This window comes from Lysobacter daejeonensis GH1-9 (genome assembly GCF_000768355.1).
GTDB classification, from domain to species: Bacteria; Pseudomonadota; Gammaproteobacteria; order Xanthomonadales; family Xanthomonadaceae; genus Aerolutibacter; species Aerolutibacter daejeonensis.
This window is the reverse complement of the sequence record NZ_AVPU01000022.1, coordinates 36,674-48,856: the sequence shown is the minus strand read 5'-3', so window position 1 is coordinate 48,856 and position 12,183 is coordinate 36,674. Positions and strand designations below refer to the sequence as shown.

The window sequence follows — 12,183 nt, the reverse complement described above, 5'->3', positions numbered from 1 at the left end:
CGCCCGACCCTCGGCTTCCGCGCGAGCGGCTGCCCGACGTGCGGCGCGGGTGGTGCGCTCGACGGCGCGGGTGTCTGCGCCCAGCTCACCGCGTGCGCCGGCGGCGCCTCCGAGGTTGACCGGGCCGGTCTGGATACCAGCGCCACCGCCGATGTTCACGCCACCGCCCAGCACCTGGGCGGATGCCACGGGCACCACGGCGGTCGTGGCGAGGAGGATCGAGAGGAGATACGTGCGCTGTTTCATGGTGGGACTCCTTCGTTATGGTTCGGGGCGTGTCGCGGCCGCAGCCGTCGACGACGTGCCGACCGTAGGCAGCCCCACCCCGCCGGCCGATGAACCGCGAATCGCGGGTGAGGGATTTCCCGGATTGCCCAGCGGCCGGGCTTGCCGGGTGCGCGCGCCCAAGTCTTTTTGATTCAGCAACTTGCACGCGCGCCGTCAACTGAACACGCGGCAACAAACGAAAACGCCCCGGCATGGCCGGGGCGTCGGGTCGACAGAATTGCGTGGAAGGGGCTTAGCGGCCCTCTTCCTCCGGCTCGTCCTGGCCCGCCACGGCCTTGCGCGCGGCGGCGGCCTTGGCCGACTTGGCCTTACTGGCCTCCGCCTTCTGCTTGGCCTCGGCCTGTTGGCGCGCGGCCGCTTCGTCCGCCTTTGCCTTGGCGGCATCGGCCTTGGCTGGCTCCGGCGGCGTAGGGGCCTGCTGGGCCATTGCGGCCATCGACGTCATCAGCGCGGTCGCGGTCAGGCCGAGGATCAGGAGCTTGCGGAAGTTCATGCGGGTCCTCCGGTGCGGTGGGTGGCCCGGCGGGCCGCTGCCAGTCGCATCGTTGTGTGACGCGCATACGTTATCCACAACCGGGTGGCCGCTGCCTGAACGAGCGCCCATCTCAGCGCATGCGATGCGGGGGGCGCACACTGGATCTGCCGCGCTTGACCCGCCCGGCCCACCTCGCCATCCTCGCCGCTCCGCTCGCCCCTACGCCATCGGCAGTACCCGCATGAACAATCGCTACAACGCCGCCGACATCGAAGTCCTTTCCGGGTTGGACCCGGTCAAGCGCCGCCCGGGCATGTACACCGACACCGCCCGCCCCAACCACCTGGCGCAGGAGGTCATCGACAACGGCGTGGACGAGGCGCTGGCGGGGCACGCCAGGACCATCGAGGTCACCCTGCACGCCGACGGCAGCTGCGCGGTGTCCGACGACGGCCGTGGCATGCCCGTGGACATCCACCCAGAGGAAGGCATCCCGGGCGTCGAACTGATCCTCACGCGACTTCACGCGGGCGGCAAGTTCAGCAACAAGAACTACGCATTCTCCGGCGGCCTGCACGGCGTGGGCGTCAGTGTGGTCAATGCGCTGTCCACGCTGGTGGAAGTGCACATCAAGCGCGACGGCAACGAGTACCGGATGACCTTCCGCGACGGCGACCGCGCCAGCCCGCTGGAAGTCGTCGGCACGGTCGGCAAGAAGAACACCGGCACCCGCGTGCGCTTCTGGCCGGACGCGAAGTACTTCGACACGCCCAAGTTCAACCTGCGTGCGATCAAGCACCTGCTGCGCGCCAAGGCGGTGCTGTGCCCCGGCCTGACCGTGCGCCTGTTTGACGAAGCCAGCGGCGAGAAGCTGGAGTGGTATTACGAGGACGGCCTGCGCGATTACCTGCGCGGCGAACTGTCGGAGCGCGAGCTGCTGCCGCCCGACCTGTTCGTCGGCAAGTTGGCCAAGGACACCGAAACCGCCGACTGGGCGGTGGCGTGGGTGCCCGACGGCGAGTTGGTCCAGGAGAGCTACGTCAACCTGATCCCCACCGCGCAGCACGGCACGCACGTCAACGGCCTGCGCACCGGCTTCACCGAGGCGCTGCGCGAGTTCTGCGACTTCCGCAACCTGCTGCCGCGCGGTGTCAAGCTGGCGCCGGAAGACGTGTGGGATCGCGTCGCCTTCGTGCTCAGCATCAAGATGACCGACCCGCAGTTCAGCGGGCAGACCAAGGAACGGCTGTCGTCGCGCCAGGCCGCGGGCTTCGTCGAGGGCGCCGCGCACGACGCCTTCAGCCTGTGGCTCAACCAGCACGTGGAACTGGGCGAGAAGATCGCGCAGCTGGCCATCGAACGCGCGTCGGCCCGCCTGAAGACCGAGAAACAGGTCACCCGCAAGAAGGTCACCCAGGGCCCCGCCCTGCCCGGCAAGCTGGCCGACTGCACCGCGCAGGACCTGTCGCGCACCGAGCTGTTCCTGGTGGAAGGCGACTCGGCGGGCGGCAGTGCCAAGCAGGCGCGCGACAAGGACTTCCAGGCGATCCTGCCGCTGCGTGGCAAGATCCTCAACACGTGGGAAGTGGCCTCGGGCAGCGTGCTGGCCTCGCAGGAAGTGCATGACCTGGCGGTGGCGATTGGCTGCGATCCGGGCAAGGACGATCTGAGCGGCCTGCGCTACGGCAAGGTCGTGATCCTCGCCGACGCCGACTCCGACGGGCTGCACATCGCCACGCTGCTGACCGCGCTGTTCCTCAGGCACTTTCCGTCGCTGGTCGCGGCCGGCCACGTGTTCGTCGCGATGCCGCCGCTGTTCCGCGTGGACGTGGGCAAGCAGGTGTTCTATGCGCTGGACGAGGAAGAAAAGCGCATCCTGCTGGAGAAGATCGAACGCGAGAAGATCCGTGGTGCGGTGAATGTCACGCGCTTCAAGGGCCTGGGTGAGATGAATCCCTCGCAGTTGCGCGAATCGACGATCCACCCGGACACGCGCCGGCTGGTGCAGCTGACCGTGGACGACAACGCCGAGACGCATTCGCTGATGGACATGCTGCTGGCGAAGAAGCGCGCCTCGGACCGGAAGACCTGGTTGGAAACGAAGGGCGATCTCGCCTCGCTGGAAGTCTGATCACCACGGTTCGTTGCACGTGTGGCCGCTGCGACGGCCCCGTGCGTATTCGTGGCGGAATGGCCTTCGTGGCGCGGCCATTCATTACATACAGCCGAGGCAATGGCCCGCACGTTGCCCCACGGCGGCAGGACTACCGCGGCGCGACCAGCGCAGCTTCCAGCAGCATTCGCAGCACGCGCTGCAGGCGCTCGGCCTTGGCGTCATCGTATTGGAACGAGTCTTCGTCCATGTAGTTGCGCTGGCTGATCTCCAGCTGCACGGCCTCCACGCCTTCGGCGGGGCGGCCGTAGTGGCGGGTGATGTGGCCACCCTTGAAGCGGCCGTTGGCCACCCAGTCGTAATCCGTCTGCGCGCCGAGCACCGACTCCAGGCGCTGCTGCAAAGCAGGCGAGCAACTCGCACCGGCCGCAGTACCCAGATTGAGGTCGGGCAACCGGTCTTCGAACAGGAACGGCAGGTCGCTCCCACGGATGGAGTGGCCTTCCCATAGCACCATGCGCCCATGATCCGCCTTCAAGCGCGCGATCTCCGCCGCCAGCGCCTGGTGGTACGGGCGCCAGTAGCGCTCGACGCGGGCCGCCACTTCATCGGCTGACGGCACCTGCCCTTCCAGATAGACCGGCTCACCGGTGAAGCGCACGGCCGGACACAGGCCGGTGGTGTTCTGGCCCGGATACAGCGAGGTGTCATCCTCTGGCCGGTTGAGGTCGACGACATAGCGCGAGTACTTCGGCACCAGCACCGACGCACCCAACTCCCGGGCGAAGGCGTAGAGGCGCGAGACATGCCAGTCGGTATCCGGCGCACGACGTGCCTCCGGCGTCATGCGCGAAGCCAACTCCGGCGGAATGGCGCTTCCGTCGTGCGGCAGGCTCACCAGCAACGGCGCGGTGCCGCGATGCAGGGTGACGATGTCGCTGGCGGAATCGTGGTGCATGGCACGAGGCATGAAGTGAAAGTCCGCACAGTGTAAGCCGCCGGATCATGCTAAGCGCATCAGCACCACTTCCTTGGCGCTGGTGGTGTGGATCGCGACCGCGTCGCGCAGGTCCTGCAAGGTGATCCCGCGGCGAAAGGCCACCCCAAACCCCTGGGATCTCCGAGCGCCCCGCACGAACAACGTCGCCGGGCTGCGCAGCGCCTGCAGCAGCTCGCCGGCCAAATTCCAGCGCGACGTACTCCAGCGGATCGGGTGTGGCTCAGCGCAGCCTGTCGACACGGTAGGGCGTGGGGTCGATCGCGGGCGCACGCCCGGTGACCAGATCGGCGACCAGTTGCCCCGTCGCGGCGCTCATGCCCACGCCCATCATGCCGTGCCCGGTGGCCAGCCACAGGCCCTTGCGACCCGGGACAGGCCCAATGATGGGGATGTCATCGACCGACATCGGCCGCCAGCCGAACCAGCGTTCGCGCACCTCGGGGCCTACCGGATGGCGCAGGTACTCGGCCGCGCCGTGCTCCAGCGCGGCCAACCGGCGCGCGTTGAGCGTGTCGTCGAAACCGGAGAATTCCATGGTGCTGCCGAGGCGGTAACCGCTATCCCACGAGGTCACGCACACCGAGCGTTCGCGCAATACCAGTGGTCGACGCGGCACCAGCGATGGCGGGGAGTACGTGATCGAGTAGCCTTTGCCCGGCTGCATCGCGTGGCGCAATGCCGGCACGCCAATCGCCTTGGCCAACCGCGGTGACCAGGCGCCCGTGGCCACGAGGACGTCGCGTGCGCGCAATACTCCAGCTGGCGTATCGATCCGCCAGCCGTCGGTGTCCGCAACCAGTGCCTGCAAGGGGCGCTGCTCGTCGATGACGCCCCCCAGCTCCCGGACCGCACGCGCGAGCTCGGCCACATAGCGGTCGGGGCGCAGGGCCGCGTCGCCCGAGAAACGGATCGCCCCGGCCACGCCCGGCTTTACCGCGGGTTCCTGTGCCTCGTAGGCCGCCCCTTCGATCAACTCCAAGTCGATGCCGAGCTCGCGCAGCAGGCCCAGCTCCCGCTGCCCGTGTGCGAACGCCGCTGGATCGCGGAACACATAGTCCTCGCCCGACTCGACGAACTCGCAGGCCAGGTGGTGCCGCTGGATCAGTCCGGGCAGGCGCGCGCGCGCGTCGTTGAGCATCGCCGCCTTGGCACGGGCGCTGCGCTGCCAATCGCGGGGATTGCAGCGCAGTGCGAAACGCAACAGCCATTGCCACAGCAACGGGTCCACGCGTGGCGGAATGTACAGCGGCGCGTCGGGGGTCAACATCCACTTCAATGCGCGCAGCACGGTGCCAGGTGCTGCCAGTGGTGGCGCGTGGCTCGGGGTGATGGTCCCGCAGTTGCCATGGGAGGCGCCGCCCCCGACCCGTAGGGCATCGATCACCCGTACCCGGCGGCCGGCTTCCAGCAGGGCCAATGCGCTGGCCAGCCCGGACACGCCTGCCCCGATCACCACCACGTCGTCGCGTTGCTCCATACGGGAAGTTTAAGGTCGGCAGTTCGTTTGCAGGAGCCGGGCAGCCCCCAGACTTTGGGGTAACAGGCTCGGATGACCGCAAGCTGGGGAGCACATGCAGCAAAGCCGCTTGTGCTGCATCGCAGCATGACATGAACGGCTTATGAATCTTATTGTTTGCCGCCCTCAGCCCGACCGCGCCGACAGGACGTCGACGGCGAGCCCAGTGGCCGCCTCCGTCAGAACCCCTCGCGGGCCCTCCGGCGGCGATGCTAGCCCAGTAGATGCTGGGCTATTTCGTACTTTTCTTCGGGGAAAACCTAAGTATGTCTCTGCAGTCTCGCCTGCTCGGCGCGGCCATCGCGTCCGTGCTCGCTGTTTCCGCGCCGGCCCTCGCCGGCAACGCCAACAATGCTTCCGCCGCCATCCGCGCCAAGGGCCTGATCGACGGCCCGGCCGCCGCAGCCGTCCACCGCGCCGATGCCGACGCCTTCTCCGCCCGCTACGTCTCGGTCGACCGCGACGGCACCGAGCACGTCCGCATGGACCGCACCTACCGCGGCCTGCCGGTGATCGGCGGCGACGTGGTGATCCACTCGCGCAATGGCCAGTTCAAGTCGGCCAGCCTGACCATGAAGACCCAGGGCCGCCCCAACATCACCCCGCAGCTCAGTGCGGACGAAGCCATCGTCGAGGCCGGCGTGGCCTTCGGTACCGGCTTCAACGGCGTGCCCAGCGCCAAGCTGGTGGTCTACGCCCGCGGCGCCCAGCCGGTGCTGGCGTATGAAGTCGTGATGTCGGGTACCCGCAAGGACCAGACGCCGACCGACATGCACTACTTCGTCGACGCGAAGACCGGCCGCATCCTGGACAAGTGGGACACCATCCACACCGCCAACGCCACCGGCACCGGCAAGACCATTTCCTACGGCGACGTGGCCATCACCACCAACTCGGTGAGCGGCGGCTTCCAGATGGTGGACAACAGCCGCGGTGGCGGCTCGACCCTGGACGCGCTGAACAACAGCGACCGCATGGCCACCCGCAAGGGCGTGGTGTTCAGCGATGCCGACAACGCGTGGGGCGACTACACCAACACCGACCGCGCCTCGGCCGGCGCCGAAGCCCATTACGGCGTGGCGATGACATGGGACTACTACAAGAACGCCCACGGTCGTAACGGCATCTTCAACGACGGCAAGGGCGTGAAGAGCTACGTCCACATCAACCGCAACTACGTCAATGCCTTCTGGAACGGCAGCGCGATGTTCTACGGCGACGGCGACGGCGTGACCTACAAGCCGCTGACCGTGCTCGACGTGGCCGGCCACGAAATGTCGCACGGCGTGGCCCAGGCCACCTCCGGCCTGGTCTACTCCGGCGACGCCGGCGGCCTGAACGAAGCCAACTCCGACATCTTCGGCGCCATGGTCGAGTTCTACGCCAACAACGCCAACGACCCGGGTGACTACCTGATCGGCGAGGAGATCTATATCTCCAACCCGGCCGGCACCAAGGCGCTGCGTTACATGTACGACCCGGCCAAGGACACCCGTTCGGTCAGCTGCTACTCCAGCAGCGTCGCCTCGATGGACCCGCACTACAGCTCGGGCGTGGGCAACCACTTCTTCTACCTGTTGGCGGAAGGCAGCGGCAGCAAGACCTTTGGCGGCGTGACCCATACCTCGCCGACCTGCAATGGCACCACGGTCACCGGCATTGGCCGCGACGCCGCCGCCGCGATCTGGTACCGCGCGCTTGACCTGTACTTCACCTCCAGCACCACGTACCCGCAGGCCCGCGTGGCTACGCTGAATGCCGCCAAGGACATCTACGGCATCGGCTCGGCCGAGTACAACGCCGTTGCGGCCTCGTGGAGCGCGGTCAGCGTCAACTAAGCCTGCGCCCTAGGCTGGTCCGGTCCGCCGGACATTGGAACGGCCCGCGCAAGCGGGCCGTTTCTTTTGTCGGTCCCGGCACCCATGCCGCGACCTGCCGCACCCCGCGCGTACAACCGGCGCGAGGGCTCCCAACGCCCAAAACGACGACAGCCCGCTTGCGCGGGCCGTCGAGGGTGACAGTCGCCGGTCAAACGACCGGTTGCCGACACATTACTTAGTGCTGGTGGCCACCGGCGCCGTGCACGTGACCGTGCTCGACTTCCTCGGCACTGGCCTCGCGCACTTCCACGATCTCGATGGCGAAGTGCAGGTCCTTGCCGGCCATCGGGTGGTTCAGGTCCACGTCCACCACGCTCATGCCCACCTTCTGGATGGTCACGGCGCGCGGGCCGAAATTGGTCGGCAGCACGGCCTGCATGCCCGGCACCAGCTTGGCGCCCTCGAAGTGCTTCTTCGGCACGCGCTGGATCATGCCCTCGCGGCGCTCGCCGTAGGCATCGGCTGCGGCCACGTCCACCTCGAACTTGTCACCGGCGGCTTTGCCTTCCATCGCCTTCTCCAGGCCCGGGATGATGTTGTTGTGACCGATCAGGATGGCCAGCGGGTCACGGCCCTCGGACGACTCCAGCGGTTCCTGGCCCTGTTCGGAAACGGAGTAGTGAAACAGGACGACGCGGTCTTTCTCGATATTCATGGTGGTCTTCGCAGGGACTGGGTGCCGGCAGGCGGCAGAACGGAGTGGACAGGCAGGACCGCGGTTGCGGCCGCCGGGCGGTGACCCGGGGTTGCCGGGCCCGTCGTGACCGGCCAAGCTAACGGCCGTGACGAAGGATGCGCATTATCCCGGCAAGCCCGTCCCCGCGCCAGCACGCGGGGCACTGACTCGTTGCTCTGGCGGTTCGCGCAGCGCCCTTGCCTTCGCCGGATGGCGGCCGTTGCTGCTGGCGATGGGGCTTGCCTCGGGGCTGGCCGGCTGCGGGGGACACAAAGAAGTCGTGCGGACCTCCGCGCCACCCACGGCCCGCCAGTGGCCGGTCGTGACCCCCGCCGACCCGGTTGCCGCCAATGCCGTGCTCATGCGCGCCATCAGCCTGGTAGGCACCCGTTACCGCTGGGGTGGCAACACCCCGGAGAGCGGCTTCGACTGCAGCGGGCTGGTGAACTACGTCTACCGCGACGTGCTGTCACTCAGCCTGCCCCGCACCTCCCGGGCGCTGGCTGAGTACCAGGGCAAGCGGATCCGGCCGGAGCGGCTGGCTCCCGGCGACCTGGTGTTCTTCGGTAACGGGGACGGGGTGAACCACGTGGGCATCTACGTGGGCGAAGGGCGGTTCGTACATGCCCCCACTTCCGGGGGAACGGTCCGGCTGGACCATCTGGATGGCCATTACTGGCGAGACCACTACACCGGCGCGAAACGGGTTCTGAACTGACTTCCGGCCCGAACTGGTACTTCCGGCCCAGTTTTTAACGATGATTTAACATTTTCTGAACCAAATGGTCGTGGTTCGCGGGCATCATCGCCGCGTGACGACCAAATGATGACCGCGTGACGAATCCCAACCCTCGCCACGGCCGCCTCGGCGCCGTCTGCCTCACCCACGCAAAGCGTGGGTATGGCTGTCTCCTCTTCTCGTTGCTGCTGGCCATTGCGGCCGTGCCGGCGTTTGCCCAGCAGGCCCCGGTCGCGGGCCCGATGGCGGCAGATTCGGCCGATGGCCCCGCTCCGCGCACCAGCGTCAGCGATTCCCTGAGCTTCTCCGACCGCGCCCTGATGCTGGCCGGCGACCTCAACCGCCTGCTGGTCCCCGGCGTGGGCCTGGCCAACCGTACCGAGGCCGACGCAGCCGAATCGACCGGCGTGAAGACGGTGCTGTCGCGCGCGCTGGCGCTGCTGGGCACTCCGTACCGCTGGGGTGGCACGACGCCGGACGGTTTTGACTGCAGCGGCCTGGTGGGCTACGTGTTCCGCAACGCACTGGGTATCGAACTGCCGCGCGTGTCCCGCGACATGGCCAAGACCGGCCGCGCCATCACCGACCGCGCCCAGCTGGCCGCCGGTGACCTGGTGTTCTTCGGCCGCAAGGGCCGGGTGGACCACGTGGGCATCTACGTGGGCGAAGGCCGCTTCGTCCACGCCCCGAGCAAGGGCAAGGACGTGACCGTGTCCAGCATGGAGACCGGTTATTGGAGCGGCAAGTTCATGGAAGCGCGCCGCGTCGACGGCATCTGAACGATTTCCGCCCGGGTCAACCCCGGGATCGGGATGACACGACAAGGCCGCCTCGAGGGCGGCCTTTCTGTTTTTTACCCGGCGAACGCCTCGATCGTCGCCTCGATGCCCTTGCTCAGCTCCATCACCTTGAGTGCGTACTCGGCCAGGCGCTTGTCGTCCTCGCTGGTCGGCGTCCACGGGGGCACGGCGACGGGCTTGGCCGGCTCCTGCTGCTCCATCGCCACGAACACGATGATGCAGTGGGTGCACAGGCGGTCTTCACCGCCCATGGGGTCGCGCGCTTTCACGTCCACGGCGAAGTGCATGCTGCTGGTGCCGGTATAGACCAGCTTGGTGTGCACCGTGACCAGGTCGCTGATGTGGATGGGCGCCACGAAACGGATGCCGCCGACCGCCACGGTGACGCTGTAGCGTCCGCTCCAGCCCACGGCCGCCGCATAGCCGGCCTGGTCGATCCACTTCATCACCATGCCGCCGTGCACCTTGCCGCCGTAGTTCACGTCGGTCGGCTCGGCAAGGAAGCGCATCGTCAGTTCGCGTTGCTGGCCACTCATGAGGGGCTCCATCCGGAAGAAAGGGCGGCGTTCTGGGCCATTATGGCGACGGAAGCCGCCGGACGCGCCTGCGGGATCAATGGGCTACGCGAACGCCCGCCCTGGCGCCCTGGCGCCCTGGAGTTGCGGGAGTCCGGTCGACGGCGCCATGCTGGCCACACCTTATAGGGAAGAACGCGATGGGCCGGACAATCCTGGGCATGGTGGCAGGCGTGGTGGTGATGTTCGTGACGATCATGGGCATCGAGGCCTTGGGCCACCTGGCCTACCCGCCCCCGCCGGGGCTGGACCCGATGAATCCCGCGCATGAAGCCGCGTTCGCGCAGTTCGTGCTGCAGATGCCGTTGATGGGCAAGCTGGTGCTGGCACTGGCGTGGGTGGCCGGTGCGTTCGTGGGCGGCCTGGTTGCGGCAAAGATCGCCCGGCACCAGAACGCCGCCGCGATCTTCGTCGCGCTAGTGGTGATGTCCGGAGTGGTTGGCATGATCGTCAAGGTGCCGCACCCGACTTGGTTGGCAGCGGCCGGCCTGCTGCTGCCGATTCCGGCGGCGCTGCTGGCGGCGCGCCTGGTACACCGGCCCAAGCTGCTGCCCAAGCTCTGACCAGCCCTGTTTGACCAACCCGATAAAGAGAAGAAGCCGGTCCATTCCGGGGCCGGCTTCTTTGCCCTGATCGCCGGGAAGGGACGCCCCCCGGTCGGTCGCAACCCCAGCCTACTTGTCGCGACGCTCGAAGTCGCCGTAGGCCTTGAGCTGTTCTGCAACGGCCTTGCCATCGCCCACCACGACGATCGACAGGTCCTTGGGCGCGAAGTACTTCTTCGCCATCGCCTGCACCTGTGCCGCGTCAACCGCGCGGATCTTCGGCACGTACTCGCCCAGGAACTCCGCGGGCAGGCCCGACAGCCAATTGTTGGCCAGCGTGCCCGCCACGGCGCCCTGCATCTGGTTGGTGATCAGGTAGCCGCCGGCGACGTAGCGCTTGGTGTCCTCCAGTTCGGTCGCGGGCACCGGTTCGCTGCCCAGGCGATCGAACTCGTGGAAGAACTCCTTGATGGCCGCACCGGTGACTTCATTGCGCACGTCCGCGCCCGCCGACACACGGCCACCCGCACGGGCGACGGCCAGGCCAGCCCGCGCTCCGTAGGTGTAACCCTTGTCCTCGCGCAGGTTCTGCATCACGCGGCTACTGAAACCGCCGCCCAGCACGATGCCGGCCAGCTGTGCCGGGATGTAATCGCCGTCAGTCGCGGGGAGGGCCGGACGGCCGAGCGCCAACGCGGACTGCACGCTGCCGTCACGCTGGATCAGCACGTAGGCCGGCTTGGCCTCGCGGCGCGCCGGAGCGATTTCAGCGGGTGCGGTGCCGCTGGCCTTCCAGTCGCCGAACGCCTGCTCGGCCAACGCGAAGCCTTCGTCCGGGGTCAGTTTGCCGGTGATCACCAGCAAGGCTCGCTCCGGACGGAAGCGGCGGGCGTGCTCGCTGCGCAGTTTGCCGGCAGTCACCGCGGTGATGCCGGCCTCGGTGGGTTGCACGCGCGCATACGGGTGGTCGCCGTAGGTGGCGGCCAGCAGTGCACGCGTGGCCTTGAAGCCCGGTTGCGCCTCGGAGGCCTTCAGCCCCTGCAGCGCGTTGGCCTGGGCCAACGTCACTTCCTTGTCCGGGAACGAGGGCTGGCGGGCGACCTCGGCCAACAGCTCGAGCATGCCTTCGCGGTGCGACGACAGCGCGTTGCCGAACAGGGTGACGCCGTCGTTGCCGGCACCGGCACCGACGCTGCCACCAAAGCCCTGCGCGGCCTCGGCAATGGCCCTGGAGTCGCGCTTGGTGGTGCCCTCGGTCAACAGCCCGGCAAGCATCGACGCGAAAGCAGGGGCGTCGGCGGAATCGGCAGAGAAGCCGGCGCCGCGCAACGCCAGCACGTAGTCCACGCGCGGCAGACCATCGCGCGGCACCACCCACACGGTCATGCCGTTGGCCAGCGTCTTCTGCGCGATGACGGCCACCGGCAACTGGCTGTCCGGCGCATACGGCGGTAGATCCTTGGGCAACTCGGCCTTGGGGCCCGCAACGGCTGCGCCCATCATCAGGGTGGAGAGCGCAGCAGCAGCGAACCGCATGGCGATCGCGGACGCGATCGGGGTCTTGGCAATCTTCATG

General features: G+C 67.8%; 12 protein-coding genes and 1 pseudogene. 5 read left to right on the top strand and 8 right to left on the bottom strand.

The window, feature by feature from the left end:
* Both N800_RS11800 and N800_RS16115 read right to left on the bottom strand, forming a co-directional pair.
* Nucleotides 1–246: pseudogene (locus N800_RS11800) on the bottom strand (hypothetical protein); the annotation flags it as partial.
* A 274-nt stretch (nt 247–520) separates the two neighbouring features.
* Nucleotides 521–781 carry a hypothetical protein gene (locus N800_RS16115; RefSeq protein WP_036138759.1) on the bottom strand — a complete coding sequence of 87 codons (261 nt, stop codon included), beginning with the start codon at nt 779–781 and terminating at the stop codon, nt 521–523.
* A gap of 223 nt (nt 782–1,004) precedes the next feature.
* Between N800_RS16115 and parE the strand changes: the two genes are divergently transcribed.
* A complete protein-coding gene (gene parE / locus N800_RS11790; RefSeq protein WP_036138757.1) occupies nt 1,005–2,894 on the top strand; it encodes a DNA topoisomerase IV subunit B in 1,890 nt (629 codons plus the stop codon).
* A 133-nt stretch (nt 2,895–3,027) separates the two neighbouring features.
* On the opposite strand, the gene hutG is transcribed toward parE, so the two are convergent.
* Genes hutG through N800_RS11775 form a run of 3 tightly spaced genes read right to left on the bottom strand, consistent with a single transcriptional unit; the run spans nt 3,028 to nt 5,353 of the window.
* Nucleotides 3,028–3,834 (bottom strand): N-formylglutamate deformylase, encoded by an 807-nt coding sequence (gene hutG / locus N800_RS11785; RefSeq protein ID WP_036138754.1) that lies wholly within the window; start codon nt 3,832–3,834, stop codon nt 3,028–3,030.
* A 45-nt stretch (nt 3,835–3,879) separates the two neighbouring features.
* Nucleotides 3,880–4,059 (bottom strand): hypothetical protein, encoded by a 180-nt coding sequence (locus N800_RS11780; protein ID WP_036138751.1) that lies wholly within the window; start codon nt 4,057–4,059, stop codon nt 3,880–3,882.
* Nucleotides 4,060–4,096: 37 nt separating this feature from the next.
* Nucleotides 4,097–5,353: an NAD(P)/FAD-dependent oxidoreductase gene (locus N800_RS11775; RefSeq protein WP_036138749.1), complete on the bottom strand. Its 1,257-nt coding sequence runs from the start codon at nt 5,351–5,353 to the stop codon at nt 4,097–4,099.
* Nucleotides 5,354–5,664: 311 nt separating this feature from the next.
* Between N800_RS11775 and N800_RS11770 the strand changes: the two genes are divergently transcribed.
* Nucleotides 5,665–7,230, top strand: a complete 1,566-nt coding sequence (locus tag N800_RS11770; protein ID WP_036138790.1) for a M4 family metallopeptidase — start codon at nt 5,665–5,667, stop codon at nt 7,228–7,230.
* Between the two features lie 217 nt (nt 7,231–7,447).
* On the opposite strand, the gene N800_RS11765 is transcribed toward N800_RS11770, so the two are convergent.
* Nucleotides 7,448–7,927 (bottom strand): FKBP-type peptidyl-prolyl cis-trans isomerase, encoded by a 480-nt coding sequence (locus N800_RS11765; protein ID WP_036138747.1) that lies wholly within the window; start codon nt 7,925–7,927, stop codon nt 7,448–7,450.
* A 127-nt stretch (nt 7,928–8,054) separates the two neighbouring features.
* Here N800_RS11765 and N800_RS11760 point away from each other — a divergent pair, with 127 nt between their 5' ends.
* A complete protein-coding gene (locus N800_RS11760; protein WP_425476515.1) occupies nt 8,055–8,666 on the top strand; it encodes a C40 family peptidase in 612 nt (203 codons plus the stop codon).
* A gap of 203 nt (nt 8,667–8,869) precedes the next feature.
* Entirely contained in the window at nt 8,870–9,466 is a 597-nt protein-coding gene (locus tag N800_RS11755) for a C40 family peptidase (protein WP_425476516.1), read from the top strand.
* A 74-nt stretch (nt 9,467–9,540) separates the two neighbouring features.
* Here the strand turns inward: N800_RS11755 and N800_RS11750 are convergent, their stop codons facing one another.
* Nucleotides 9,541–10,023: an acyl-CoA thioesterase gene (locus N800_RS11750; protein WP_036138744.1), complete on the bottom strand. Its 483-nt coding sequence runs from the start codon at nt 10,021–10,023 to the stop codon at nt 9,541–9,543.
* Between the two features lie 179 nt (nt 10,024–10,202).
* Between N800_RS11750 and N800_RS11745 the strand changes: the two genes are divergently transcribed.
* On the top strand, nt 10,203–10,625 hold the full coding sequence (locus N800_RS11745; protein WP_156962981.1) for a hypothetical protein: 423 nt from the start codon (nt 10,203–10,205) through the stop codon (nt 10,623–10,625).
* Nucleotides 10,626–10,736: 111 nt separating this feature from the next.
* On the opposite strand, the gene N800_RS11740 is transcribed toward N800_RS11745, so the two are convergent.
* Complete coding sequence (locus N800_RS11740) at nt 10,737–12,182, bottom strand: M16 family metallopeptidase (RefSeq protein WP_052108195.1); 1,446 nt, start codon at nt 12,180–12,182, stop codon at nt 10,737–10,739.
* Nucleotide 12,183: the final 1 nt, after the last annotated feature.